This window comes from Micromonospora avicenniae, assembly GCF_900156065.1.
GTDB classification, from domain to species: Bacteria; Actinomycetota; Actinomycetes; order Mycobacteriales; family Micromonosporaceae; genus Micromonospora; species Micromonospora avicenniae.
This window is the reverse complement of sequence record NZ_FTNF01000011.1, coordinates 1-25,568: the sequence shown is the minus strand read 5'-3', so window position 1 is coordinate 25,568 and position 25,568 is coordinate 1. Positions and strand designations below refer to the sequence as shown.

Below are 25,568 nucleotides of genomic sequence, written 5' to 3'. Positions count from 1 at the left end.
GCGCAGCGGGGACCGCCCTGGCGCGGGTGCCCGCGCCGCCGCACCCGATTCAACTGGGCGCGGCGGACACGTGGTCAGCGGCCGACGGGCACCGGGCTCGGGCGATCCGGCGACGGCGGGGGTGCGGCCGGGGTCGCTTCGCCGGCGCCGGCGCCACCCGTGTCCGCCGCGACGTCCGGGTCGATCACCTGCCGGTTCAGGCTCACCTGAGCCAGGCCGGTGCCACCGACCCGGATGTCGTCGTACGCCTCGAGACGGTGGTTCTGACCCAGGTAGAGCACGGACATGGCCAGCGGTGTGGGCTCCTCGCCCTCCAGGCCACGCAGGCCCGCTCCGCCGGTGGAGCCCTGCACCGCGAGCCGGCTGCCGGGTCCGCCGCCGGGGCCGGGCAGCATGCGGACCTCCCGCTGGTGGGTGTGCCCGGCGAGGATCAGCGGCGCCGTCCCGGCGAGCGGCTCGGCGGACGCCGGGTCGTGCACCAGGGCGATGTCGACCGGGACGCCGGCGGCCCGGATGGTGTCGGCGAGTCGCAGGCCGGAGCCCGGCAGGCTCGTCGGCCCCTCCTCCCACGGGCCGGCTTCCTGGTCCTGCTTGTCCGGCGTGAACCGGGGATCGCCGATCCCGGCGATGCGTACGCCCGAGACACTGGTGATCGAGTCGTCCAGGACCACGGCGTTCGGCTGCCCGGCGACGGCCTGCGCGGTACGGGGCGAGTCGTGGTTGCCGCGGATGTAGACGTAGGGCACCTTGAGCTGGCCGATCATCGACACGTACGACGTCTCCGGCTCGCTGCCCCAGTCGGTGATGTCGCCGGTGTCGATCACGAGGTCGATGTCGAACTGCTCGACCACGGTCTTGATCACGGGCCAGACGGACGGGTTGAGGTGCAGGTCGGAGACGTGCAGGATCCGGATGGTGTCCGGCGCCGCCTCGTACACGGGCAGGCTGGACATGGTGCCGTAGAGCTTGCTGACGTTTCCGACGAGTCGTTGCAGTTGGTCGGCGTAGCGGGTGTAGTCGTCGGCGATCCGGCGGGCGTCGCCGACCAGCGCGGGCGCGTTGACCAGGAGTCCTTCGTAGCGTGGCTCGGCGACGGCGCTGGGTCGTACGGTGAGCGCGGCCGCGCCGAGGGCGCCGCCGGTGACGGCGAGCGCGAGGGTCCCCGCCCAGGCCGTCCGGCGGGTGGAACGGAAGGTCAGTGCCGCGAGCAGCATGGTGACCAGGACGGACACCGCGATCGTGCGCAGGCCCAGCCGGAGCAGGGCGTCGCGGATGTCGGCCGGCGCGGAGGCCCCGGCCGCGGCCAGCCCGCCCGGTTCGTGGATCAGCGCCTCGGCGCGCTTCTGGTCGAGCGAGTCGAGGCGGGCGGTGAGCCGGGCCGGTCCGGAGTGGCTGTCCAGGAAGAGCGAGCCGAGCGGTGGCACGGCGATCTCGCTGCCGCCGTTGGTCGACGGGCTGAGCTGGAACTGCACTCGCAGTGGTCCGACGTCCCCGGTGACCCGGCCGCCGAGCATGGTGCCGCCGGTCACCCCGGCGAGAGTAACGACGATCATGGCGAGGGCCACCAGCCCTCGACGCGCCCAGCGGGCAGCGCCTCGCTTCACGGCTCCCCACCCCTCCCCCGCAGCGAAACATGCAAGAATGCACGTATTCGTGGCGACCAACAGTACGCCGCGCGACCGGCGACGACGAGCGTCAGACCGACCGCCGACGATGCTCGGCGCCACCACCAGCTGGGACACCGCCGCCGGTGCCCCCGCTCGTGGTTTCTGCCGATCTACCCCAGATCCCCTCAGCGGTCAGGCAGTCAACTGCCGGAGCATCTCGGCCGAGTCGTGCAGGTTCGTCATCTGGGAGAACCGACCGTCACGAACCTTGTAGATGGCGTACTCGACGATCTTGAACGAGGCACCGGACGGCGGAACGCCGAGCCACTCCTTCGTGGGGGTGCCGGTGCAGCCTCACCGACCTGACCGAGGCCATGGGCATCTCCCGCAAGAGCCTGTACGCGGCCTACGGAAACAAGGAGGAGCTGTTCCGCAAGGCGCTGAAGCACTACGAGCAGGGCCCCGGCGGCTACGTCGCCGAAGCACTACGAGCGCCAACCGCCCGCGAGGTGGCCATGGCCTTCCTCGCCGGCGCCGCCCGCGCCAACACCCTGCCCGGACTCCCGGCGGGCTGCCTCGGCGTCCAGGGCGCGCTGGCCGCCGGCGAGACCGGGCGCACCGCCCGTGACTTCCTCGCGGAGTGGCGCGCCCACGGCCAGGCGCTACTGCGTGACCGGTTCCGGCAGGCCGTCGCGGAGGGCGACCTGCCCGCCGGCGCCGATCCGGAGAAGATCGCCCGCTACGTCATGACCATCGCCAACGGCGTCGCAGTCCAGGCAGCCAGCGGCGCGACCTGCGAGGAGCTGCAGCAAGTGGCCGACACCGCGTTGCGGAACTGGCCACCGGCCTGACCGGGCGAGGCCCGGACGTTCTCACCGCTTCCGGGCGCGCGCGGTGGCCCGGGCGTTTGCCTTCTCGATCGCCTGGACCAGGTCGTCCTTCTCCAGGTCCTGCGGGTCCTCGATGCCCACCCGGCGAGCGACGTCCTCGAGATGCGCCTTGCTCGCGTTGGCGTTCACACCCCCGGCGGTCGGGCGACCGCGCTCCCGGGACGCCGGCGTGCCCAGCTCCGCCTGCGGATCCGAGGGCCCGGGGCGCTCCTTGGGCTCCCAGTGGTCGCCCACCTTCTCGTGGGTGTGCTTCAGCGAGGCGTACGCCGTACGGTGCGCCCGCTCCCCGTCGCCGTAGGTCTCCTCGGCCGACTCCAGCGTCTTCTTGTACGTGCGCACCGCCTTGTCGTCGCTGCGGGCGACAGTCGACGGCACGTCGTCACGCATCTGTTCGGCCTGCTCATGTTTGTCCGGCAACGTCACACCTCGTTCCGTCCGTCGGACTCGGGGCCGCGCCCGCCTCCCAGCGCCTGGCGGGCGGCCGCGGAACCGGCGGGCACCACCGCACCGGCCGTCGCGGAGACGGCTTCGCGCACCTCGTCGGCGACCCGGGCCGAGTTGTCGCCCGCCGCGCTCAACTGCTGCAGTCCGAGCCGCCCCAGTACGGCGGCCGCGGCGAGGTAGCCGGATGCCAGCCCGGCGACGGCCAGACGCCGGGGCAGGAACGTCTCCAGCATGCGCAGCACGGTGGTCGACGCGGCGCCCACCCCCAGGATGAGACAGCCGCCGGCCGCCGCGAGCAGGGCGATGCCGGTGCCGGCCGGCCGGGCGGCCTCGGTGAGCTGGCGGCGCACAGCGCCCATCTCGTCGCGGACGACCTCGGCGATCTCGTCCGCGAAGCGCCCGGCGGGGTTGCCTGTCCGGCCGCCCCGGGCGGGTTGATCAGAAGAAGCCGCGCCTGCCATGGTGTCCTCCCCGCTGCTCACAGCCAACGCGGCTTGGTACCCACGTTCCCCGGCGGCACACCGGCCCACTGCCCCGAAACCACCCCGGCGGTGTCGATCGCCCGGCCCGTCGCGACCTCGCGCGGCACGGACTGCGTGCGCCACCCCCGCTGGGGTGCGTCGGTCAGCCGGCCCGCCCGAGCGGGTGGCGCAGTCCGTACCGCGCGACGATGCCGTCGAGCCAGTCGGGCGTGCCGTAGGTCAGGCCGTACTTCGTGGCGAGTTCGCCGAACTCGGGCGTCTCGCGGATGCTCACGCCGGCCGCCGGTTTCACGGAGGTGAACAGCTCGCTGAGTTCCCGGAAGTAGCTCTCGAAGCCGCCTGGTGTGATCACCTCGATGATGCGTCCGGGCACGCCGCCCGCGTTCCACATCGCGTGCATCTGGCCGCGTGGTTTGGTGATGTAGCCCCCAGGCCCGAGGACGACCTCGTCGCCGTCGGACCGGAACCCGATCTCACCTTCGAGGACGATGGAGTGCTCGTCCTCGCGCGTGTGGCGGTGCGGCATGGTGATCGTGCCCACGGCGAACGGATGCTCCACGATGGCCACCCGGCCACCGTTGTCGCGGCTGTAGAGCTTGAAGACAGCGCCGAACCCCGGGATGTCGACCGACTCACCACCGCCGGGTGGCACCACCTTCAACTCGGGCGCATTGTTCACGTCCATCGACGTCTCCTCTCCTTCACCAGGTCTTCCGCGTAGCCCGTCCGGTCAGGTGACCGGGTTGGCGGCGTCATCCACGGGGCGTCGCCTTCTCGGCGAGCCGTTCGAACTCCTCCCGCGGGAGAAGGCCGGACACCAACTCGCCCGCGATGAGCCAGGTCGGTGTCGCTCGAACGCCGAGGCGCGCGCCCAAGGACTCGGACTCCGCGAGGAAGGCCAGTGCGCTGCCGTCGTCCAACGCGGACCGCAGCGCGTCGAGATCGACTCCGACCTCGGCGGCGTGCCGCTCCACGACCGCCCGGTCACCGATGTCCTCGCCGAGCTCGAAGCGCGCGGCGAACAACGCCCGGTTGAAGTCCCCCGACACGTCCGGCCGGCTGCGGCGGATCCATTCGGCCGCCGTCAGCGCCTTCCGGGTGTTGGGCAGCCGTCGCGGCCAGTTCAACGGCAGGCCGGCTTCCGCTGCTTCACGTTCGAGCGCCTCATACATCGGTCCGGTTCGCGGCCCGGCCTCGACGCCCCCGTCGGGGATCTCGGGGTGGATCTGGAACGGCAGGTGTACGACCTCCAGGCCGCGTCGTTCGAGGATCTCGTTGCGCTGTTGCCCCACGTAGCAGAACGGGCAGATGAAGTCGAACCAGTGCAGGACGGAATTGCTCGGTTCCACGTCAGCCCCTTGCCTTGGGGAGCCGGTCGATGCGGCTCAACACGTTTCGTTACAGCACTTGACTGTAACTTGCCATGATCCGCACGCCCACTCCGGCGACCCCGCCGCGCTGGTGCTTTGTGTTACAGTCACCACCTGTAACGTAATCTGCGCCGCGCGACGGCAGTCGCTGCCCACGAGGTGAACCATGGCTCGAACCCGACCAGAGGGCGAACCGGACCGGGACAGTGCAACGAGCCGGGGCGATCGCGCGCACCCCGGCGGCCGGCCCCGGGACGCCGCCATCGACGAGGCGATCATCCTGGCCACCCGGGAGCGCCTCGTGCGGGACGGCTACTCGAGGATGACGATCGGTGACATCGTCGCCGACGCCAAGGTGACCCGACCCACGCTCTATCGCCGCTGGAAGAACAAGTTCGACCTGGTGGTCGACGCGCTCGACTACGGCTTCCGCAAGCAGCGCGACATGCACACCGTCGACCTCACGGAGCTGGCGCCGCGCGACGCGCTCGTGGAGGCTGTCCGCCGGCTCGATCCCGGCGACTTCAACCCGGACGCGATGGTGCTGATGGGCAACTTCGCCGGCGAGGCGCGCCGCACTCCGGACCTGCTGGAGATCCTGCGCGAGCACGCCGTCGAACCCCGCGTCGCCCTTGTCGAGGAGGTACTGATGCAGCTGCGGGAGCGACGCGCGGTCAGAGCCGACATCGACACCCGCGCCATCGCGTTGATGTGCTTCGGTAGCTACTTCGCCGCGTTCTATGCCGGAGAGTCGATCGAGGGACTCCCCGAACGCGTGGTGGCCACGCTGTGGCCGTCCGTCGCTCCCGACCAGCAGCAGGGCGACTGATCGTCTCGGGTGGGCGGGGTGCGGTCACCCGGGGGACTGCGGCCGCCGGAGACCGTCGATGGCGAGGTCGAGGGCGGCCTCGAGATGGTCGACCCTTCCGGTCGAGAGCAACAGCACGACGCCACCCTGGACGCCGGCCAACATGGCTGCAGCCGCGCGTCCGGCGTCCACGTCCGCGGTCATCTCGCCGGTCGACTGCATGTGCCGGATCCCGGCGGCGATCGCATCCTGCCAACGCTGCATCAGCCCGACGAGCACCGCCCGGGCGGCCGGTGCGCGGCGACCCGCCTGGCCGAGCAGACCGTTGAGCGGGCAGGTGTCGCCCTGCTCCTGGTAGCGCGAGATCACCCGATCACGCCACGCCTGCCAGGCCGCCCAGGACGTCAGGTCTCCGAGCATCGGCTGCTGGTCGGCGAGCACCTGGTCGGCCTCATGCTCGGCCACCGCGAGCAGGAGTTCCTCCTTACCGCCCGGGAAGTAGTGGAAGAGCTGGCTCTTACTGGTGGCGGTGCGGGCCATCACATCCTCGAGGCGGACCTCGTCCACCCCGCGCTCACGTACCTCGATGGCCGCGCCGGCGACGATCCGTGCTCGGGTCGCCTCGCCCTTGCTGGTCAGCGAGCGCGTCATGAGGCCTCCTCGGGTCGTGCGGTTCAACGGTATCGCCCACGGCGGTGGGTGCCGTCCCGCGCTGGGCGGCACCCACCGCGGGACGGGTCGTCAGCCGACCGGCAGGGCGGCGCCGTTGATGATCGGCGGGGCGTACCCGGCCGGTTTGTCACCGATGCCCAGACCCGGGCTCACAACCCAGGACTGGTACTCCGGCGTGAACATCGAGTACGGCGCCGGCAGCGGCTCGGCACTGGCCTGCTCGAGCCGGTCGCGCAACTCCCGCGGAATCTCGAAGTCGAGCGCGGCCACGTTGCCGTCCACCTGCTCCGGGCTGCTCGCCCCGATGATCACCGAGCCGACGGCGGGCTGGGTGGCCACCCAGTTGATGGCCACCTGGGCCATGCTCCGGCCCAGCTCGGTGGCGACGCCGTCGAGCGCGTCGATCACCCGCCAGTCGCGGTCGCTGACCGGGCGGCCGTTCGCACCGTCCGTGCCGAGTCGTCCCGCGCCCGCCAGGCCGTCCGCCGTCCGCCGGTACTTGCCGGTGAGCAGCCCGCCGCCGATGGGGCTCCACGCCGTGAGGCCCAGGCCCAGGGACTGCGCCATCGGCAGGTATTCCGGCTCGATCCCGCGCGAGATCAGGGAGTACGGCAGTTGCAGGTTGATCATCGGGGTCAGGCCGTGCGCATCGGCGTAGCTCTGCGCCCGGGCGGCGTACCACGCCGGTACGTCGGACAGGCCGGCGTAGCGGATCTTGCCGGCGCGTACCAGGTCGTCGAAGGTCCGCACGACCTCCTCGACCGGGGTGATCCGGTCCCAGGTGTGCAGCAGGTACAGGTCCAGGTAGTCGGTGCCGAGTCGGCGCAGCGACGCCTCCAGGGCACGGATCATGTGTTTGCGGCCGTTGCCGCTGGCGTTGGGGTCGCCGGGATCGGTGCTGTTGGTGAACTTGCTGGTCAGCACCAGTCGGTCCCGCACCCCGGCGGAGGTGATCAGTCGGCCGAGGATCCGCTCGCTCTCACCGGCGGTGTAGAAGTCGGCCGTGTCGACGAAGTTGCCGCCCGCCTCCAGGTAGCGCCGGAAGATCGGCTCGGCCTCGGCCTCGGTCTTGCCGTACGCGGCATGGAAGCCCGCGGTGCCGAAGTTCATGGTGCCGAGGGCGAGCCGGCTGACGCGCAGCCCGGACCGGCCGAGCAGGTAGTAGTGCATCGTCTGGTACTCCAGTTGCCTTGTCCGCCAGATTCGTGGTCGGCCCGGTCCGGACCGCCGGAGCAAACTGTGGCGCGACAAAATTGGACCGGCAAGTCCAGAGCTGGTCGCCGACCGGCCGGTTCCGGTTCGACCCATCCTGCCGCCGCCCGGCCGGAGGCGGTGGGAGAACATGGAACATGCTCGACGGACTCGACGACATCCGGTGGCAGCGGCTCGGGCACGCCTACGGGGCGGCCGACGACGTACCCGACCTGCTCCGCGCCCTGCGATCGAGCGACCCGGCGACCCGCGACGACGCTCTCGGCACCCTCTACACCAACGTCTTCCACCAGGGCAGCCGGTACGAGGCGAGCGCCTACGCGGTGCCGTTCCTGCTGGAACTGCTCGCCGACCCGGCCACCCCGGACCGGCCCTCGGTGCTCGCCCTGGTGACCTCACTCGCCATCGGACACGACGAGAACGTCCTGCCGGACGGCTTCCCGGTCGATTCGTACCGCCGCGCCGCCGAGGGCGGGCGGGAACTGCTCGCTGCCAAGCCCGCACCCTGGACCGGCGCGGACGAGGCCGCCAAGGAGTACGTCAAGTACGCGTACGTCGAGTCCCTCGACCCGGCCGACCGGGGCCGGCTGTGGGCGTACATCGACCTGGCGGTCTACGACGCAGCGCGGGCCGGGGTGCCACTCTTCCGCCGCCTGCTGGGCGACCCCGATCCGTGGTTGCGGGTCGCGGCGGCGTACGCCGTCGCCTGGTTCCCAGAGGAGGCCGCCGGCAGCCTGCCCCCACTGGCCCGCGCCACGGAAGCCGCACGGACAGCCGGCGCGGGGACACGGCCGGCCGAGCTGGCCACCATGCTCGTCGCCTCCGGGCTGCTCGGCGCCGCGCCCGACGACCGGTTGCTGACCGACCCGAGCCCGTTGATCCGCTGGGCCACCGCGATCGGACGGGCCCGGGTGCTGGGCCCGAAGGCCGACCCCACGACGGTCGAGGAGTTGATGACGTGGACCGCCGCGCCGCCGGCTGCAGCCGGGGAGGACCCGACGGACGGCGGTTGGGTGCCGTTCCTCGGCGGCGACCTCAGCGGGTACGCGGGCCTCGCCCTGCGGCACCTCGGCCCCCGGCACGCCGACCGCGCCTTCGACGCGCTGACCGCCCGGCTGCCCGCCGTCAGCGGCGACCAGTCGCTGACCGTGCTGGGCGAGGCACTGCGACTGGCGTTCCCGGACGGAACGTTGCCGCCGGGGACACCGGCCGCGGCCCTGACCTCCCGGCAACGTCGGCTCGTCGAGGTGCTGAGCCACTCCCCCGAGCCATGGCTCATCGACGGGCAGGACTTCGGCAATGTCGCCATGCTCGTCGCGGAGTACGGCCTGCCGGACAATCGCGAGGCCCTGACCGCGTACCACACGGCGTCGCGGACGCCGGGCACCGAACAGTCCGGCCGGTGACACCGGTCGGATCAGTAGAGGCGGCCGAGGTCGGACCATCAGCTCCTACCGGTTGGGCCCGGCGCGCAGGTCCTCCTCGATGCGCTCGGCGGTCGCGAGCAGCGGCGGCAGCAACTCCTTGCGGATCGTCTCGGACGAGCCGCGGCTGGCGTGGGCCGAGACGTTCACGGCGGCGATCACCGACCCGTTGTCACCGCGGATCGGCGCGGCCAGGGAACGAAGGCCCTCCTCGAGTTCCTGGTCGACGATCGCGTACCCCTGCGCGGCGATCTTCTTCAGCACGGTGCGCAGCTTCGCCGGGTCGGTGACGGTACGGCGGGTCAGCGGCCGCAGTTCCGCCTCGGCGAGGTAGTCGTCCAGCCAGTCCGCCGGTTGGGCGGCGAGCAGTACCCGCCCCATGGACGTGGCGTACGCGGGAAAACGCGTGCCGACGTTGATCCCCACCGTCATGATCCGCTTCGTGGGGACGCGGGCGACGTAGACCACCTCGCCGCCGTCGAGCACGGACACCGAGCAGGATTCGTGGACCTGCGCGACCAGCGCCTCCATGTGGGGCTGCGCGACCTCGGGAAGACTCAGGCTCGACAGGTAGGCGTACCCGAGTTCGAGGATCCGGGGCCGCAGCGAGAAGAGCCGGCCGTCGGTGTGCACGTACCCCAACTCGACGAGGGTGAGCAGGAACCGGCGCGCGGCGGCCCGGGTCAGCCCGGTCGTGCGGGCCACATCGCTGAGCGTGAGCTGGGGATGCTCGGCGTCGAAGGCCCGGATGACGGCGAGCCCTCGTTCCAGCGACTGGACGAACTCCGGAGATCGTGCCGTCTCCTCGGACACCGCCCCCGCTTCGGCCTGGACCGCGCGCACCGCTTCCGCACTCGCGGTCGGACGGGCGGCGAGGGGAGGTCGAGAAGCGCTCACTTTTCCTCCTGCCGCAGGGTCTCCCGGGCAACCTTGAAAGCCCGGTTCGCCGCTGGTACGCCAGCGTAAACACCGACCTGGAGCAGGACCTCACTGACCTCCTCCGGCGTCAACCCGTTCCGCAGCGCGGCACGTACGTGCATGGCGAGTTCCTCGTCGTGGTGCAGGGTCGCGAGCACGGCGAGCGTGACGCAGCTGCGGGTACGCCGGTCGAGGCCGGGCCGGGTCCAGATCTCCCCCCAGGCGTAGCGGGTGATGAGGTCCTGGAAGTCGGCGGTGAACTCGTCGGTGCCGGCGATCGCCCGGTCGACGTGCGCGTCGCCCAGCACCTGCCGGCGTACCGTCATGCCTGCCTCGTGCCGATCGCGGTCGTCCACAGTTCACCACTCCTCGTCGAAGTGCTCCAACATCAGCCGGGACACCTGCTCGGGTTGCTCGACGTTGGCCAGGTGCGCCGCGCGTTCGACAATGGCCAGCCGCGCCTGAGGGATCCGCTCGACGATCACGCGGGCGTGTTCGACCGGCGTGGCCGGGTCGTCGGCTCCGGCGAGCACCAACGTCGGCGCCTCGATCTTGTGCAGGTCGTCCCGTAGGTCCATCGCGGCGATCGCCTCGCAGCACGCCGCGTAGCCGTCGGCGGGCGTGGCGGCGAGCATCGCCCGATGCGCGGCGACGACGTCCGGTCGGGTCGCCGCGTAGGCGGGCGTGAACCAGCGGGCGACCACCACGTCGGCGATCGCCGCGACGCCTTCGGCGCGTACCGTCGCCGCCCGGTCACGCCATCCCCGAGCCGGGCCGAGCGACGCGGACGTGCAGAGCAGCACCAGCCGCCGCAGCCGGTCGGGCGCGTGCGCGGCGAACCACATGCCGACCATGCCGCCGAGGGACAGACCCGCGTAGTCGACGCGCGCGGCTCCGAGGTCGTCCAGGAGGCGCAGCAGCTCCCGGCCGAGCAGGTCCATCGTGTACGGACCGGCCGGCACCGCCGAGCGGCCGTGGCCCAGGTGGTCGTAACGGATGACCCGGAACCGCTCGGCGAGCGCGGCCAGCTGCGGCGCCCACATGGCGCAGGTGGTGCCGAGCGAGCCGCCGAGCAGGAGCGCGGGGGCATCGGCCGGTCCGTCCACTGTGATGTTCAGTCGGCTGCTCACGGCAGCGTCCCGCGGTGGGCCGCGAGGGCGCGGTCGACGAAGCGGTCGGCCGACCCGAGCCAACCGTACGGGTCGAGGGCCTCGTCGATCTCCGGCCGGGACAGGTGGGCGCGGATGTCCGGATCGGTGAGCAGCGCGTCGCGGAACCCGGGCCGGGTCGCGGCGCGGGCGACGAGGTCACGCGCCGCACCGCGGCCGAGGGTGGGCGCCAGGCGCGCGGCGACGGCCTCGGCCAGCACGAGGCCGCCGGTCGCGTCGAGGTTCGCCCGCATCCGCTCGGGGCGAACCTGCAGCCCGTCCAGCATCCGGGCGCACCGGGCGGCGGCGCCGCCGGCCAGGTGCAGCAGGTCCAGCAGCGGTTCCCACTCGGCGTGCCAGTCGCCCGCCGCCCGTTCGTGTTCCTGAAGCGCGGCGGTGAACAGGGTCGCGACGAGCCCCGGGCCGCGCCGCGCCGCGGCGGTGACGAGGACCGAGTCGACCGGGTTGCGCTTGTGCGGCATCGCCGACGAGCCGCCCCGTCCGGGCCCGCCCTCGGCCACCTCACCCACCTCGGTCCGGGCGAGCAGGCCGACGTCCACCGCGACCTTGCCGGTGCCCGCGAGGAGCCCACCGATGGCGGCGGCCTGGTCGAGGATGGGCTGGCGGCGGGTGTGCCAGGGCAGCGGGCTCGCGGCGAGACCGAGGTGCTCCGCGTACCGCTCGGACACCGCCGGACCGGCGGATCCCAGCGCTGCCAGCGTGCCGACCGCGCCGCCTAGCTGCGCCGGCAGCGTCGCCCGGGCGCGGAGCAACCCGGCCCGCACCTCGAGCAGCTCGACCAGCCAGCCGGCGGCCTTGAGCCCGAACGTGGTGGGCGCCGCCTGCTGCCCGAGCGTCCGGGCGACCAGCACCGTGGCGCGGTGGGTGTCGGCGAGCCGGGCCGCTGCGTCGGCGGCGGCGTCGAGGTGACGCAGCAGCGGCTCGGTCGCCCGCCTGGTGACCAGGACCAGTGCGGTGTCGAGGATGTCCTGGCTCGTCGCCCCGAGATGCACCCAGGGTCGGGCGTGCTCGGGCACGGCGGCGGTCAGCTCGCGTACCAGCGGCACCACCGGGTTGCCGGTGGCGTCGGCCGCCCGGCCGAGCGACGTGGGGTCGTACCGGTCGGCGCGGCAGTGGGCGACGATCGCCTGGGCGGCCGGCGCGGGCAGGACGCCGCAGTCGGCCGCGGCGCGGGCGAGCGCGGCCTCCGCGTCGAGCATCGCCTGCAGCAGGGACGTGTCGGTGAGTTCCGTGTCGACGTCCGGTGCGCCGGAGAGCCCGCCGAGCAGCGTGTCAGACCGCGAAGAAGACTGTTTCATTCTCGCCCTGCAAACGGATGTCGAACCGGAACCCGTCCGGCGCGGGGCCGGCGAGCAGCGTGCCGCGCCGTTCCGCGTCGACGCTGCGCAGCACCGGGTCGCCGGCGTTCGCCGGATCATGCGGAAAGTACAGCCGGGTGACGACGCGGTGCAGGAGTCCACGCGCGAAGACGGACAGCGTCAGGTGCGGTGCCTCGATCGCTCCGTCCGGGTCGGGCAGCGGTCCCGGCTTGACGGTCAGCAGGGCGTACCTGCCGTGCGCGTCGGTCTCGCTGCGTCCGAATCCGCGGAAGCCCGGCACCGCGGGCGGCCGGGCGCCGCGGGGGTCGTCGGGGTGGTCGAAGCGGCCGTCGGGATCGGCCTGCCAGCTCTCCACCAGCGCGTCGACCACCGGTGCTCCGGCGCCGTCGAAGACCTGGCCGCGGATCCAGAACGCGCCAGGCGTGCCCTCGGGTACGACGTACGGGCCGTCCGGCCAGCGCAGGCCGAGGTGCAGGAACGGCCCTACCGTCTGCGCGGGGGTGACGCCCAGCCGTTCACTCATCGTCGTCCTCGTCCTCGAAGGGGGTGCTCTCCCGGCCACGCAGCACGATGTCGAACTCGTACGCCAGCGCCCACTCGGGTACGGTGCCGGCGTGGTCGTACCGGGCGATCATCCGCTCGCGGGCCTTCGGGTCGCGGACCGAGTTGAAGATCGGGTCCTGGAAGAAGAGCGGGTCACCCGGGAAGTACATCTGGGTCACCAGTCGTTGGGTGAACGCGCGGCCGAACAGCGAGAAGTGGATGTGGGCCGGCCGCCAGGCGTTGTCGTGGTTCTTCCACGGGTAGGCGCCCGGTTGCACGGTGACGAACCGGTAGTGCCCCCGCTCATCGGTCAGGGCCCGGCCGACCCCGTCGAAGTTGGGGTCGAGCGGCGCCGGCCAGTTGTCCACCGCGTGGCGGTAACGGCCGGCGGCGTTCGTCTGCCAGATCTCGACCAGTGTGTGTGGCACCGGTCGGCCGTCGCCGTCGAGGACCCGGCCGTGCACGATGATCCGCTGGCCCTGCGGCTCGCCGTCGTGCTGGCGGGTCAGGTCGTGGTCGAGCTCGCCGAGCCGCCCCTCGCCGAGCAGCGGACCGGTGATCTCGGTCAGCCGGTGCGGCAGGTAGATCAGCGGCTGCCGGGGCGCGCGCACGGCCGTCGACTTGTAGCCGGGGCTGAGCAGGGGCGGGTGCGCGTCGACGTCGTCGCGCCGGTACCGCGGCAGGACCAGGCCGTTGCCGGTCTGGTCGGCGGTGTCCTGGGTCATGTTCCTCCTCATCCGGCTGCCCGCTTGGTCGCCTCCAGCGCCCGCAGCACTGTCAGTTCGCGCCGGGTCGGCGGCTCGCCCGTGGTCAACCGCTCGGCGACGGCGAGGTCCCAGCCGGTGGCCGCCCGTACCTGCTCCACGGTCACGCCGGGGTGCAGGCGGGTCAGGGTCAGCTCGCAGGTGACCGGATCGGGTTCGAGTACGCCGAGGTCGGTGATGACGACGCGGGGGCCCGCGCCGGGCAACCCGAGTCGTCTCCGCTCCCCCGGCCCGCTGCCGTAGCCGAAGGAGGTGACGAAGTCGACGCGTTCGACGAACGTCCGCGGGTTCTGTCGGACGATCACGACGACCTCACCGCAGGAGGCGGCGATCTCCGGGGCACCGCCGGCGCCGGGGAGCCGGACCCCCGGGTCGTCGTAGTCGCCGCCGATGACCGTGGTGTTGAGGTTGCCGTACCGGTCGAGCTGCGCGGCGCCGAGGAACCCGACGTCGATCCGCCCGGGCTGCAACCAGTAGTTGAACACCTCCGGCACGGAGACCACGGCGTCGGCGGTGTCGGCCAGGACGCCGTCGCCGATGGACAGCGGTAACCGGTCCGGTTTCGCGCCCAGGCAACCGGATTCGTAGATGAGGACGAGGTTCGGGGCGTGGCTGGCGCGGGCGAGGTTCGCCGCGGTGCTGGGTAGTCCGATCCCGACGAAGCAGGCGGTGCCGTCGCGTAGCTGCCGGGCGGCGGCGACGGTCATCATCTCGTCGGCGGTGTAGTCGGCGCTCACGCGCTCGCCTCGGCCTTCAGCACGTGCCGTGCGATCCAGGTCCGGAAGGTGTCCCGGTCCCGGCCTATCTCGTCCCACTCGATGTAGAAGGCGTTGTCCCGGACGGAGTAGCCCTGGGCGTAGGAGGGGTGGGCGCCGCCGGGCACCTCGGCCACCGCGGTGACCGCCCAGCCGGGCAGGACGACCTGCCCGGGTACGGGGTCGAGTTCGTCGACGATCTCCTCGACGGTGACCAGCGACCGGTGCGCGGCGAGCACGGCCTCCTTCTGGACTCCGGTGATGCCCCACATCTGCACGTTGCCGGCGCGGTCGGCGCGCTGCGCGTGCACGACTGTCACGTCGGGACGCAGTGCGGCAACGGCGGTGAGGGTCTGCCCGGTGAAGGGGCAGGTGATGGTGCGGATGTTGGTGGTGTGCCGGGGCAGGTCGGTGCCGGTGTAGCCGCGGAGGACGGCGAACGGCAGCCCGGAGGCTCCGGCCACGTAGCGGTTCGCCATGCCGGCGTGGCTGTGTTCCTCGAGTTCGAGCGGTCCCGGCCAGGAGTTCTGCACCGCGTCCCGGAAGCGGTGCAGTGATCCGACGCCGGGGTTGCCGCCCCAGGAGAAGACCAGACGCCGGGCGCAGCCGGCGCCGATGAGCTGGTCGTAGATGACGTCCGGGGTCATCCGTACCAGGGTCAGGTCGCGTCGCCCCTGGCGGATGATCTCGTGTCCGGCGGCGAACGGGATGAGGTGCGTGAAACCTTCCAGGGCCACCACGTCACCGTCGCGGACCAGGTCCGCGACGCCGTCGGAGAGCGAAACGAGCTTCGCCATTGGCCTCACCGCCTCCTGCGAATCCGGGGCACAGCCGGGCTGTTCGCTATGCGGACTGCCGTACTTATATCGAACGTAATGCCCGCCGGCGGCTCCCGTCAACGATGACCGTCCACACCCGACTCGAGTCGTGCGGACGGCGACAGAAATGTCGCGACGACCCGTTGACGTGAGGCAGGTCACGTGCCAACGTTCCAGATGAGAACAGCCGTTCGGCTAGCGAACATCCCCTCGGAGGTCTCCCCGCAACGGAGGCCCACCACCCCCCGGTCCAACCTGGACCGCCGGACGCGGGAGTACCTGCATGCGCCGTCATGTCATCAGCGCCATCACCGCCGCGGCCCTGCTCACGGCCACCGCCGCCTGCGGTACCTCCGACGACGCCGGCTCCGGCGCACAGGCCGGGGGCACCACCAAGGTCAAGGTCGGCGCCATCCCGATCGTGGACGTGGCGCCCCTGCATCTCGGCATCGAGAAGGGCTTCTTCGCCGAGCAGAACATCGAGGTCGAGGTGGTCAACACCACCGGCGGCGCCGCCGCGGTACCGGGCGTGGTCAGCGGCGAGTTCGACTTCGCCTTCGGCAACGTGGTGTCGCTCATCGTCGCCCGCTCGCAGAAGCTACCGCTCAAGGCGATCGCGGAAGGCAACTCCTCGACGGGCCAGCAGGGCAAGGACTTCGGCGGGATCGTGGTGCCGAAGGACAGCCCCATCACGACCGCGGCCCAGCTCACCGGCAAGACCGTCGCCGTCAACAACCTCAAGAACATCGGTGACACGACGGTCCGCGCCTCGATCCGCAAGGCCGGCGGCGACCCGTCGTCGGTCAAGTTCGTCGAGCTGCCGTTCCCGGACATGCCGGCGGCCGTCGACGCGAAGCGCGTGGACGCCGCCTGGATCGTCGAGCCGTTCTTCACCGTGGCTCAGGACCAGGGCGCCCGGGTCGTCGCGTCCAACTTCGTCGACGCCGCGCCGAACCTGACCATCGCCGCCTACTTCACCACCGAGAAGACGATCCAGCAGAAGGCGGACCTCACCAAGCGCTTCACCGCCGCGATCGAGAAGTCGCTGAAGTACGCCCAGGAGCACCCGGACGAGGCACGGAAGGTGCTGCTGACGTACACGAAGATCGACCCGGCGGTCGCCGAGAAGATGACGCTTCCGGCCTGGTCGGGGCAGATCAACCGGGAGTCCGTCCAGACGCTGGCCGACCTGATGCTCACCGACGGTCTGGTCACCGAGAAGGTCGACGTGGCGGAGCTGCTTCCGTGACGTCGGCGGCCACCCGCGCCGCGCCGGCCCGGAGTTCCCGGGCCGGCAAGGCCGGTCGGCTGACCGCGGGCAACGCCCTGCCGGGCGTCGCCGGCTTCGCCGCGTTCCTCGCGTCGCTCGAAGCGGTGCCGCGCATCGGCCTGGTCTCACCGGACTACCTGCCGCCGATCAGCCGGATCGGCACGGCCCTCGTCGAACTGGCCGGGGAGGCCGGATTCTGGACGGCCCTCGGCGACACCGTCCGCGGCTGGTTCGTCGGTCTGTCCATCGCGGTGATCCTCGGGATCACCGTCGGGTTCGTCATCGGCACGCTACCCGTGCTGCGCGAGTTCACGGCCTCGACCATCGAGTTCCTCCGGCCCATCCCGTCGGTGGCGCTCATCCCGCTGGCGGTCCTGGTCTTCGGCACCGACCTGCGGTCCGTGCTGCTGCTGGTCGTGTACGCGTCGTTCTGGCAGATCCTGGTCCAGGTGCTCTACGGCGTGCAGGACGTCGACCCCGTCGCGACCGAGACCGCCCGCACCTTCGGGCTGGGCCGCTGGGCCCGCACCCGGCACGTCACCTGGCCGACCGCCCTGCCGTACGTGCTCACCGGGGTCCGCCTCGCCGCCGCCGTCGCGCTGATCCTGGCCATCACCGCCGAACTCGTCATCGGCGCCCCGGGCCTGGGCAACGAGATCGGCGTGGCGCAGTCCGGCGGCGCCGTCGCCCGGATGTACGCGCTGGTCGTCGTGACCGGGCTGCTCGGCGTCGCGGTCAACCTACTGGCCCGGCGGCTGGAACGATGGCTGCTGTCCTGGCACCCGTCGCTGCGGCGGGAGGTGGCCGCTTGAGACTCGCCGGCCGCGTCACCCGCGCCGTCGCGGCAGCCCTCGCGCTGCCCGCCGCCCTGCTCGCCCTCTGGTGGATCCTCACCGCCGACAGCGAGAGCTACTACCTGCCACCGCTGTCGGAGATCCTCGCCGCCGTCGACGACGTGTGGCTGCGCACCGACCGGCTGAGCGTGGACGTCCTGCCGAGCCTGCTGCGCCTGTTCGGTGGTTTCCTGCTGGCGGTGGCCCTGGGTGTGTCGCTCGGGGTCGCGATCGGGTCGTCCCGCCGGCTGCGCGCCTTCTGCGAACCGGTGCTGGAGTTCCTCCGGGCGATCCCGCCACCGGTGCTCGTGCCGGTGCTGATGCTCTTCGCCGGGATCGGCGACACCATGAAGGTGCTGGTCATCCTCTCCGGTTGCCTCTGGCCGATCCTGCTGAACACCGTCGAGGGCGTGCGCGCCGTCGACGAGGTGCTCGTGGAGACGTCGCGCTGCTACGCGCTACGCGGGCCGGCCCGGCTGTGGCACCTGGTCATCCGGTCGGCGAGCCCACAGATCGTCACCGGCCTGCGGCAGGGCCTGTCGATCGGGATCATCCTCATGGTCATCAGCGAGATGTTCGCCGCCAGCAACGGCCTCGGCTTCAGCATCATCCAGTTCCAGCGCACGTTCGCCGTCACCGAGATGTGGACCGGCATTCTCCTGCTCGGCCTGCTCGGTTTCCTGCTCGCAACGCTCATGCGGGTGTTCGAAAGACGCGTCCTCAGCTGGTATTTCGGCCTGCGCCAAGCGCAGCGAGGGGGGAGTCGATGAGTGCCATGAGCCAGACGCGGACAGCGGCCGGCCCGCGTACCGACGTCCTGCTGGACGTCCGCGGCGTACGCAAGGTGTACGAGGGACGCGGCCGCTCGGTGGAGGCCGTACGCGACCTGACCTTCACCGTCGCCAGAGGTGACCTCGTCTGCGTGGTCGGCCCGTCCGGCGCCGGCAAGACCACGCTGCTCAAGTGCATCGCCGGCCTGCTGGCGCCGACCTCCGGCGAGGTGGTCCTCGAAGGCGAGTCGGTCGACGGGCCGCCGCCGGGCATGGCTGTGGTATTCCAGGAGTACGGCCGCAGCCTCTTCCCCTGGATGACCGTCCGGAAGAACGTCGAGTTACCGCTCAAGCAGAAGAAGCTGCCGAAGGCACGCCGGGCGGAACTGGTCCACCAGGCGCTGAGCGCCGTCGGGCTCGACGACGTGCACGGCGCGTACCCGTGGCAGCTCTCCGGGGGCATGCAGCAGCGGGTCGCCATCGCCCGGGCCATCGCGTACGAGCCGCACATCCTGCTGATGGACGAACCGTTCGCCGCCGTCGACGCGCAGACCCGGGCCGACCTGGAGGACCTCGTCCGCTCGCTTTGGCAGCGGCTCGGCGTCACCACGCTGTTCGTCACGCACGACATCGACGAGGCCGTCTACCTGGGCCAGCGGGTGCTAGTGCTCTCGTCGTCGCCGACAGTGGTGCTCGACGACGTCACCATCGACCTGCCGGCACAACGGGACCAGCTCACCACCCGCTCGTCGACCCGCTTCACCGAGCTGCGCGGGCACGTGTTCGAGCAGATCCAACGGGCCAAGCAGCGCAGCGGAGCGTCGGTGGTCGAATGAGCAGCGTCCGCGAGGCCACCCTCGACGTCCTGCGGCAGTGCGGAATGCACCGCATCTTCGCCAACCCGGGCTCCACGGAGGTGGCCTTCCTCGCCGACCTGCCGGACGATCTGGAGTTCGTCCTCGCCCTGCACGAGGGATCGGTGGTCGGTATGGCCACCGGCCACGCGATCGCGACGGGGCGACCGGCGTTCGTCAACCTGCACACCACCGCCGGGCTCGGCAACGCCGTCGGCGCGCTCGCCACCGCGCGGGTCAACCGGGCTCCCCTGGTCGTCGTGGTCGGCCAGCAGGACCGTCGCCACCTGGCGCTGGAACCGTTCCTCGCCGGCCGCCTCGACGGGCTCGCCGGGGCGTACCCGGTCTGGGTGAACCAGCCGGTCCTGCCGCAGGACGTGCCGGCGGCGGTGCGCCGGGCGTGGCACGAGGCGGTCCAGCATCGCGGCCCCGCGATCGTGGTGGTGCCGATGGACGACTGGTCGGCGCTTGTCGACCCGGCGCTCGGGCTGGCCGCACCGATGACGGTACGGCGTGCCGGGTCGGCGCCCGGGCCGGCCGCCGACGAGCTGGCCGGCCTGCTCGACGACGCCGCGAATCCGGTGGTGGTGGTCGGTGCCGGGGCCGACGACCGGGCTACCTGGCACGCGCTGGTCTCGCTGGTGGAGCGGCTCGGCGCACCGGTCTGGCAGGAGGCGTTCGGCGCCCGCGCCGGCTTCCCCCAGGACCATCCGCGGTTCGCGGGGCATCTGCCCGCCGGCCGGTCCCGGCTGCGGTCCGTGCTCACCGGGCACGACGTGGCGCTCGTCGTCGGCACCGGCGCGTTCCGGCAGTACCCGTACGAGCCGGGCCCGCTGGTGCCGGACGGACTCACCGTCGCGGTGGTCTCCGACGACCCGGACGAGTTGCACCACAGCCGAGCTGACCTCGCCGTACTCGCCGACCCGGCGGCGCTCTGCGCCGCTGTCGCCGACCGGATCACGTCCCGGCGGGCGGCGGGCGAAGTGGTGGCCGCGGCACGTCCCGAGCCTGTCGATCCGCCCGCTCCCGGCGAGCCGATGCGGGCCCGGCACGTGTTCGCCGCGCTCGCCGAGCGGCTGCCCCGCGACGTCGTGCTGGTCGAGGAGACCCCCTCGACCCGGCCGGAGCTGCACCGGCTGCTGCCCGCCCGGGAGCCGCGCGGGTTCGTGAGCGCGGCCATGGGCGGGCTGGGCTTCGGGCTGCCGGCCGCCGCGGGACTGCGCATGGGTGACCCGACTCGGCCGGTCGTCGCCGTCCTCGGCGACGGGTCGTCGCTCTACGGCATCCAGGGCCTGTGGAGTGCCGCACGGTACGGCTGCGGGGCGCTCTTCGTGGTGCTCTCCAACGGCCGGTACGCGGTCATGGACCGGCTCGCCGATCGGGCCGGCGGGAAGGCCCCCTGGCCCGCCTTCGACGACGTGTCGGTGCACGGCCTGGCTCAGGCCCTCGGCTGCCCGGCCCGTCGGGTGAGCGATCACGCGGACCTCCTGGCGGTCCTCGACGAGGTCGTCCCGACGCTTCCGGATCGCATCGAGCCGCTCCTGCTCGACGTGCCGGTCCGCATCGAACGAGGTTTCGAACCCTGACCCCTTCGGCGCCGCAGCGCGCCCTACCCGAGAGGACCGCCATGACACTGCTCGACACGGCGACGTGGCAGGGCATGCTCTACAGCGACGGCTGGGTGGAGGCGGCCGGCGGCACCCGGGCCGTGCTCGCGCCCGCGAATCGGGAGGAGATCGGCCGGATCGGTGTGGCGAACGCCGGCGACGTGGCGCGGGCCTGCGCCCGGGCAGCTGAGGCGCAACGCGGCTGGGCCGCGACCAGCTATCTGGAGCGCGCCGCCGTGCTGCGCCGGGCCGGCCAGTTGTTCGCACAGCACGCCGCCGGGATCGTCGACTGGCTCGTGCGCGAGGCCGGGTCCATCCCGCCGAAGGCCGGCGTCGAGACCGACACCGCGGCGCAGGAGTGCTACGAGGCGGCCGCGCTCGCGTCGCGGCCGCTGGGCGAGATCCTCGCCAGTGCGCAGCCGCGGCTGAGCCTGGCGCGCCGGTTGCCGGTCGGTGTGGTCGGCGTCATCGCGCCGTTCAACTTCCCGCTGGTGCTGGCGATCCGTTCCGTCGCCCCGGCGCTGGCCCTTGGCAATGCCGTGGTGCTCAAGCCGGACGCCCGTACCGCCGTCTCCGGGGGTGTCTCGATCGCGCGTGTCTTCGAGGAGGCGGGCCTGCCCGCGGGGTTGCTGCACGTCCTGCCCGGCGCGGCCGACGCGGGCGAGGCGCTGGTGGCGGACCCCCACGTACGGGTGGTGAGCTTCACCGGTTCGACCGCCGCCGGCCGCCGGGTCGGCGAGGCCGCCGCCCGTAACCTCAAGCGGGCGCACCTGGAACTCGGCGGCAACTCGGCGCTGATCGTGCTCGATGACGCCGATCTGGACCTCGCCGTCTCAGCCGGTGCCTGGGGGTCGTTCCTGCACCAGGGGCAGATCTGCATGACCACCGGCCGGCACCTGGTACACGAGAGCCTCGCCCAGAGGTACGTCGAACAGTTGGCCGAGAAGGCGGACCGGCTGCCGGTTGGTGACCCGGCCAAGGAGCAGGTGGCGCTCGGACCGATCATCGATGAGCGGCAACGCGACAAGATCCACACGCTGGTCACGGCGAGCGTCGAGGCGGGTGCCCGCCTCGCCGCCGGCGGCAGGTACGACGGGCTGTTCTACCGCCCGACGGTGCTCGCCGAGGTCACCCCCGACTCCCCGGCGTACGCCCAGGAGGTCTTCGGCCCGGTCGCACCGGTGCTCTCCTTCTCCGATCTGGACGAGGCGGCGACCCTGGCCGGGCAGACCGAGTACGGGTTGTCGCTGGGCATCCTCGGCCGCGACGTGATGAAGGCGATGGCACTGGCCGAACGGATCCCCAGCGGGATCGTGCACATCAACGACCAGACGGTCGGCGATGAGGCGGTGGCCCCGTTCGGCGGTGTCGGGGCGTCCGGCACCGGTTCCCGGTTCGGCGGGGCGGCGGCCAACATCGAGGCGTTCACCGAGACCCAGTGGCTGACCGTGCAGGGTGACGTCACCCGGTACCCGTTCTGATGCCGGGCGACGGGGAGACGACCGTGGCCGGCGGGGCGGGCGCCTGACGATGGCACGCAGCCAGTCGCACGTGGGCGACCACCCGGCCAGGACCGGCCCGACGGGTCGGCCGGCCGGGCCGCTCACCCTGCTCGGCATCGTGCTGCTGGCGCTCAACCTGCGTGCGGCGATCGCCGGCCTCGCCCCGCTCCTGCCGGACGTACGGCTCGACCTCGGGCTGGGCGGCGCCACGGCCGGACTGCTCACCACGCTGCCGGTGCTGTGCTTCGGGCTGCTCTCCCCGGCCGCCGCGCTGCTCGGCGGCCGGATCGGCGTCGAGCGTGCGCTGCTGGTGGCGATGCTCGGCATCGTCGTCGGCAGTCTGGTGCGGACGGCACCGGGGATCTGGTCGATGATCACCGGCACCGTGCTGATCGGCGCCGGCATCACGGTCGGGAACGTGCTGGTCCCCAGCGTCGTCAAACAGGACTTCCCGCAGCGGCAGGGCTCGGTGACCGCTCTGACGACGGCCGCCCTGACCGGTGGTGCCGCCCTCGCGGCAGCCGTCACCGCACCACTGGCCCACGGCGGGTGGGGCTGGCGGGGGGCCCTGCTCGTGGTCGGCGCGCCCGCAGCGGTCGCGGCGGCCCTCTGGCTACCTCAGCTGCGCCGGCGGCACGTCGCGCCCACGCTCGCGCGCAACGTGACGGCACTGCTGCGGTCCCCGGTCACCTGGGCACTCGCCGCGTTCATGGGGATGCAGTCGCTTACCTACTACGCGATGCTCGCCTGGCTGCCCACGCTGCTGCGCGACGAGGGCGTCTCCGCCGCCGACGCCGGCTGGGCCCTCGCCCTGTTCAACCTGCTCGGCATCGCCACCGCGGTGCTCGCCCCGGCGCTCGCGACCCGATTGCGCGACCAGCGCGGGCTCGGGCTGCTGGTCTGCGCCACCTGGGCGGTCTGCCTGCTCGGGCTGCTCGGCGTGCCCTCGTTGTACCTGCTCTGGGCCACGATGGGCGGGCTGGCGCAGGGCGCGGGGATCGGCCTGGCGCTGGCGCTGCTCGTGCTGCGGGCCCGTACGCCGGAATCGGCCCGCGACCTGTCCGGCACGGTGCAGTCCGTCGGCTACCTGCTGGGCGCGACCGGGCCGCTGCTCGTCGGGCTGCTGCGGGACGGCTCCGGCGGTTGGGTGCTGCCGCTCGGTGCCCTGTGCGTCGCGGTGGTGGTGATGGCGGTGGCGGCGCTCACCGCCGGACGCGACCGGCAGGTGTGACGCGGTTGCGGACGCGACCCGACGGCACGCGATCAACGACGGCACGCGGCCGACGACGGCACCGGAACATCGGACGAGGAGGACACGAAGGATGCGTACCCAGGTCGGCATCGTGGGAGCGGGACCGGCGGGACTCATGCTGTCGCACCTGCTGCACCTGCACGGCATCGAGTCCGTGGTGCTGGAGTGCCGCAGCCGGGAGTACGTCGAGCACCGGGTTCGCGCGGGAGTTCTCGAACAGGGTTCGGTGGACCTGCTCCGCCGCGCCGGGGTCGGCGAGCGACTCCAGCGGGAGGGGATGCGGCACGAGGGCATCGAGCTGCGCTTCGACGGGGAGTCACACCGGGTGCCGATGACGGAGCTCACCGGGCGCGCGATCACCGTCTACGGGCAGCAGGAGGTGGTCAAGGACCTCATCGCGGCCCGCCTCGCGGCCGGCGGTTCGATCCTCTTCGAGGCCGAGGCCGTACGCCTGGCCGGTCTCGACTCGGATTCGCCGGTCATCCACTTCCGGCGCGACGGACGCGACGAGCAGTTGGAGTGCGACTTCGTGGCCGGCTGCGACGGGTTCCACGGCGTCAGCCGCGGTGCGGTGCCGGACGGGGTGCTACGGACCTACGAGCGGACGTACCCGTTCGCCTGGCTGGGCGTGCTCGCCGCCGCTCCCCCTGCGGTGGACGAACTCGTCTACGCCAATCACGAGCGGGGCTTCGCCCTCTACAGCCTCCGATCGCCCGAGATCTCCCGCCTGTATCTCCAGGTCGCTCCCGACGAGGACATCGCCGCGTGGCCGGACGAGCGGATCTGGGCGGAGCTGCGTACGCGGCTGGAGACCGTCGCGGGCTGGTCGCTCAACGAGGGGCCCATCCTGGAGAAGTCGATCACCCCGATGCGCAGCTTCGTGGTCGAGCCGATGCAGTGGGAACGGCTGTTCCTGGCCGGCGACGCCGTGCACATCGTCCCGCCGACCGGGGCGAAGGGCATGAACCTGGCCCTCGCCGACGTCGCGCTGCTCGGCGACGCCTTCGCCGCCTGGTACGCACAACACCGGACCGACCTGCTGGAGGACTACTCGGCCGCCGCGTTGCGCCGCGTGTGGCGGGCGCAGCACTTCTCCTGGTGGATGACCTCGATGCTGCACCGGCTGGAGAAGGACGACCCGTACGAGACGAAGCTGCAGGCCGCGACGTTGCGATATGTGGTCGCCTCCCCCGCCTACGCCACGAGCCTCGCCGAGAACTACGTGGGGCTGCCCGAGGTGTAGATGGGTGGTCGCGGGAGAGCAGGACGGCCTGCCGTGCGTGACGGCGGCGTTCCCGACCGCGATCGCCCTAATCGCCGCAAGACATTGATAATCTTCTGTCCATAGATGTCGTGTTGGCTGTACTGGTGTCGGTTCTCTCTGAGGTTTTCAGTAGCCAGCGCCTCTGACCTGGGCTGTGAAATCTCTCGGACGGGCCGTTCCGCCGGGGTCCTCGCCGCTCAACTTTTCAGTACGCACATCTGCAGGGCTGCTTGTTGCCCTGAGCCCAAAGCGCCCGCCAGCGGTCGACAGCTTGTACTGTCAACCGCTCGGCACCGGTGGGCACTTGGGCGGGCTCCGAGTGGTCGCCCGCGGCGATCAATCGCCGGTGTAGTCGATGAGTTGGATGAGCCGGTCGGTGATGGCCCGGACGATGCCGGAGATCACGCCGCCGACGACGGCGGCGGTCAGGTTGGTGCGAGGTTGTCGTCGGGGTTGCGCTGCCGCTCTGGCATCGGATGCTCCTCAATCCCGGAACGTCTTGTGGGCCGGCGCCGGCTTCCTTGAACCTGAGGCAGCTCGGGAAGATCCACTTCAGTCGCGGTGAGTGCCGACGGATGCACGGTCTGGACCGGATGCGGGATGCTGAGCGGCGATGAATGCCGACGAGACGCGCCGGAAGCGGAGACCGCGGCAGGTCGCGAAGGTTGACCTGCCGGCCGGGCCGGCCCGTGAGCTGCGTGACGTGGTCCACCTGGCCTTGCTGCGGGAGCAGGCCGGCGATCGAGCCGGCGCCGAGGCACTGGCCATCCAGGCAGCCGACCACGGCGACACCCGCGCGCTGCCGGAGCTGGCCAGGATGCGGGAAGCAGCTGGCGACCGAGCCAGCGCGGAAGCTCTGCGACGGTTCGGTCTCGCTGATGATGGCTCATCAGCTAGCTCGCTCGACTGACTCTCCCGACAACGGGCTAGTGCCGTGACCACGAACGTTGACGGTGTTGGTCAGGCCGCTCGGGTAGTGGGTTGGCCCCATCGTCGTTGTCGTTCGCTGCGGATGCGGGCG

The 25,568-nt window shown here is 72.0% G+C and carries 28 protein-coding genes; 12 read left to right on the top strand and 16 right to left on the bottom strand.

Features of this window, described 5'->3' with window-relative positions:
• Positions 1 to 74 precede the first annotated feature (74 nt).
• Both BXA10_RS17830 and BXA10_RS32725 read right to left on the bottom strand, forming a co-directional pair.
• Complete coding sequence (locus BXA10_RS17830) at positions 75 to 1,643, bottom strand: metallophosphoesterase family protein (RefSeq protein WP_425436086.1); 1,569 nt, start codon at positions 1,641 to 1,643, stop codon at positions 75 to 77.
• Between the two features lie 156 nt (positions 1,644 to 1,799).
• Positions 1,800 to 1,898 carry a hypothetical protein gene (locus BXA10_RS32725; protein WP_084752990.1) on the bottom strand — a complete coding sequence of 33 codons (99 nt, stop codon included), beginning with the start codon at positions 1,896 to 1,898 and terminating at the stop codon, positions 1,800 to 1,802.
• Positions 1,899 to 1,981: 83 nt separating this feature from the next.
• On the opposite strand from BXA10_RS32725, the gene BXA10_RS17820 reads away from it, so the two are divergent.
• Positions 1,982 to 2,458: a TetR/AcrR family transcriptional regulator gene (locus tag BXA10_RS17820; protein ID WP_217696792.1), complete on the top strand. Its 477-nt coding sequence runs from the start codon at positions 1,982 to 1,984 to the stop codon at positions 2,456 to 2,458.
• A gap of 21 nt (positions 2,459 to 2,479) precedes the next feature.
• On the opposite strand, the gene BXA10_RS17815 is transcribed toward BXA10_RS17820, so the two are convergent.
• The 4 genes from BXA10_RS17815 to BXA10_RS17800 form a co-directional block, all read right to left on the bottom strand.
• A complete protein-coding gene (locus BXA10_RS17815) occupies positions 2,480 to 2,884 on the bottom strand; it encodes a ChaB family protein (protein ID WP_076471663.1) in 405 nt (134 codons plus the stop codon).
• Between the two features lie 32 nt (positions 2,885 to 2,916).
• Positions 2,917 to 3,423 (bottom strand): phage holin family protein, encoded by a 507-nt coding sequence (locus BXA10_RS17810; RefSeq protein WP_076471521.1) that lies wholly within the window; start codon positions 3,421 to 3,423, stop codon positions 2,917 to 2,919.
• Between the two features lie 142 nt (positions 3,424 to 3,565).
• Positions 3,566 to 4,108 carry a cupin domain-containing protein gene (locus BXA10_RS17805; RefSeq protein ID WP_076471520.1) on the bottom strand — a complete coding sequence of 181 codons (543 nt, stop codon included), beginning with the start codon at positions 4,106 to 4,108 and terminating at the stop codon, positions 3,566 to 3,568.
• Positions 4,109 to 4,175: 67 nt separating this feature from the next.
• Positions 4,176 to 4,772, bottom strand: coding sequence for a DsbA family oxidoreductase (locus tag BXA10_RS17800; RefSeq protein WP_076471519.1), 597 nt, complete (start codon positions 4,770 to 4,772; stop codon positions 4,176 to 4,178).
• Positions 4,773 to 4,959: 187 nt separating this feature from the next.
• On the opposite strand from BXA10_RS17800, the gene BXA10_RS17795 reads away from it, so the two are divergent.
• On the top strand, positions 4,960 to 5,622 hold the full coding sequence (locus BXA10_RS17795; protein ID WP_076471518.1) for a TetR/AcrR family transcriptional regulator: 663 nt from the start codon (positions 4,960 to 4,962) through the stop codon (positions 5,620 to 5,622).
• Positions 5,623 to 5,646: 24 nt separating this feature from the next.
• Here the strand turns inward: BXA10_RS17795 and BXA10_RS17790 are convergent, their stop codons facing one another.
• Both BXA10_RS17790 and BXA10_RS17785 read right to left on the bottom strand, forming a co-directional pair.
• Entirely contained in the window at positions 5,647 to 6,252 is a 606-nt protein-coding gene (locus BXA10_RS17790) for a TetR/AcrR family transcriptional regulator (protein ID WP_076471517.1), read from the bottom strand.
• Between the two features lie 90 nt (positions 6,253 to 6,342).
• Positions 6,343 to 7,443, bottom strand: a complete 1,101-nt coding sequence (locus BXA10_RS17785; RefSeq protein WP_076471516.1) for an aldo/keto reductase — start codon at positions 7,441 to 7,443, stop codon at positions 6,343 to 6,345.
• A 179-nt stretch (positions 7,444 to 7,622) separates the two neighbouring features.
• On the opposite strand from BXA10_RS17785, the gene BXA10_RS17780 reads away from it, so the two are divergent.
• Complete coding sequence (locus tag BXA10_RS17780; RefSeq protein WP_076471515.1) at positions 7,623 to 8,891, top strand: RNA-binding protein; 1,269 nt, start codon at positions 7,623 to 7,625, stop codon at positions 8,889 to 8,891.
• A 45-nt stretch (positions 8,892 to 8,936) separates the two neighbouring features.
• On the opposite strand, the gene BXA10_RS17775 is transcribed toward BXA10_RS17780, so the two are convergent.
• From BXA10_RS17775 to BXA10_RS17740, 8 genes are read right to left on the bottom strand one after another with little or no spacing between them, the layout of a single operon-like run.
• Positions 8,937 to 9,806 carry an IclR family transcriptional regulator gene (locus BXA10_RS17775; RefSeq protein WP_245828299.1) on the bottom strand — a complete coding sequence of 290 codons (870 nt, stop codon included), beginning with the start codon at positions 9,804 to 9,806 and terminating at the stop codon, positions 8,937 to 8,939.
• Positions 9,803 to 10,183, bottom strand: a complete 381-nt coding sequence (pcaC, locus tag BXA10_RS17770) for a 4-carboxymuconolactone decarboxylase (protein ID WP_076471513.1) — start codon at positions 10,181 to 10,183, stop codon at positions 9,803 to 9,805. The genes BXA10_RS17775 and pcaC overlap by 4 nt, the downstream gene beginning before the upstream one ends.
• 3 nt (positions 10,184 to 10,186) lie before the next feature.
• The gene (gene pcaD / locus BXA10_RS17765) at positions 10,187 to 10,957 is read right to left on the bottom strand and encodes a 3-oxoadipate enol-lactonase (protein ID WP_076471512.1); all 771 of its coding nucleotides are present in this window, start codon (positions 10,955 to 10,957) and stop codon (positions 10,187 to 10,189) included.
• Positions 10,954 to 12,294: a 3-carboxy-cis,cis-muconate cycloisomerase gene (gene pcaB / locus BXA10_RS17760; RefSeq protein WP_084752929.1), complete on the bottom strand. Its 1,341-nt coding sequence runs from the start codon at positions 12,292 to 12,294 to the stop codon at positions 10,954 to 10,956. The genes pcaD and pcaB overlap by 4 nt, the downstream gene beginning before the upstream one ends.
• A complete protein-coding gene (gene pcaG, locus BXA10_RS17755; RefSeq protein ID WP_076471511.1) occupies positions 12,269 to 12,838 on the bottom strand; it encodes a protocatechuate 3,4-dioxygenase subunit alpha in 570 nt (189 codons plus the stop codon). Before pcaG ends, pcaB begins: the two co-directional genes overlap by 26 nt.
• A complete protein-coding gene (pcaH, locus tag BXA10_RS17750) occupies positions 12,831 to 13,583 on the bottom strand; it encodes a protocatechuate 3,4-dioxygenase subunit beta (RefSeq protein ID WP_076471510.1) in 753 nt (250 codons plus the stop codon). The genes pcaG and pcaH overlap by 8 nt, the downstream gene beginning before the upstream one ends.
• A gap of 8 nt (positions 13,584 to 13,591) precedes the next feature.
• Entirely contained in the window at positions 13,592 to 14,359 is a 768-nt protein-coding gene (locus BXA10_RS17745; protein WP_076471509.1) for a CoA-transferase subunit beta, read from the bottom strand.
• On the bottom strand, positions 14,356 to 15,174 hold the full coding sequence (locus BXA10_RS17740; protein WP_076471508.1) for a CoA transferase subunit A: 819 nt from the start codon (positions 15,172 to 15,174) through the stop codon (positions 14,356 to 14,358). Before BXA10_RS17740 ends, BXA10_RS17745 begins: the two co-directional genes overlap by 4 nt.
• Before the next feature lie 304 nt (positions 15,175 to 15,478).
• On the opposite strand from BXA10_RS17740, the gene BXA10_RS17735 reads away from it, so the two are divergent.
• The 9 genes from BXA10_RS17735 to BXA10_RS17695 all read left to right on the top strand — a co-directional run bounded on the left by BXA10_RS17735 (position 15,479) and on the right by BXA10_RS17695 (position 25,457).
• Positions 15,479 to 16,444, top strand: coding sequence for an ABC transporter substrate-binding protein (locus BXA10_RS17735; protein ID WP_076471507.1), 966 nt, complete (start codon positions 15,479 to 15,481; stop codon positions 16,442 to 16,444).
• On the top strand, positions 16,441 to 17,277 hold the full coding sequence (locus BXA10_RS17730) for an ABC transporter permease (RefSeq protein ID WP_084752927.1): 837 nt from the start codon (positions 16,441 to 16,443) through the stop codon (positions 17,275 to 17,277). Before BXA10_RS17735 ends, BXA10_RS17730 begins: the two co-directional genes overlap by 4 nt.
• Positions 17,274 to 18,068 carry an ABC transporter permease gene (locus tag BXA10_RS17725; protein ID WP_076471506.1) on the top strand — a complete coding sequence of 265 codons (795 nt, stop codon included), beginning with the start codon at positions 17,274 to 17,276 and terminating at the stop codon, positions 18,066 to 18,068. The genes BXA10_RS17730 and BXA10_RS17725 overlap by 4 nt, the downstream gene beginning before the upstream one ends.
• A 5-nt stretch (positions 18,069 to 18,073) precedes the next feature.
• Positions 18,074 to 18,904, top strand: a complete 831-nt coding sequence (locus tag BXA10_RS17720; protein WP_076471505.1) for an ABC transporter ATP-binding protein — start codon at positions 18,074 to 18,076, stop codon at positions 18,902 to 18,904.
• Complete coding sequence (locus tag BXA10_RS17715; RefSeq protein ID WP_076471504.1) at positions 18,901 to 20,508, top strand: thiamine pyrophosphate-dependent enzyme; 1,608 nt, start codon at positions 18,901 to 18,903, stop codon at positions 20,506 to 20,508. Before BXA10_RS17720 ends, BXA10_RS17715 begins: the two co-directional genes overlap by 4 nt.
• A 41-nt stretch (positions 20,509 to 20,549) precedes the next feature.
• Positions 20,550 to 22,010, top strand: a complete 1,461-nt coding sequence (locus tag BXA10_RS17710; RefSeq protein ID WP_076471503.1) for a benzaldehyde dehydrogenase — start codon at positions 20,550 to 20,552, stop codon at positions 22,008 to 22,010.
• A 49-nt stretch (positions 22,011 to 22,059) separates the two neighbouring features.
• A complete protein-coding gene (locus BXA10_RS17705; RefSeq protein WP_084752922.1) occupies positions 22,060 to 23,262 on the top strand; it encodes an MFS transporter in 1,203 nt (400 codons plus the stop codon).
• 91 nt (positions 23,263 to 23,353) lie between these two features.
• Positions 23,354 to 24,526: a 4-hydroxybenzoate 3-monooxygenase gene (pobA, locus tag BXA10_RS17700; RefSeq protein ID WP_076471502.1), complete on the top strand. Its 1,173-nt coding sequence runs from the start codon at positions 23,354 to 23,356 to the stop codon at positions 24,524 to 24,526.
• Positions 24,527 to 25,160: 634 nt separating this feature from the next.
• Positions 25,161 to 25,457, top strand: coding sequence for a hypothetical protein (locus BXA10_RS17695; RefSeq protein WP_076471501.1), 297 nt, complete (start codon positions 25,161 to 25,163; stop codon positions 25,455 to 25,457).
• Positions 25,458 to 25,568 lie beyond the last annotated feature (111 nt).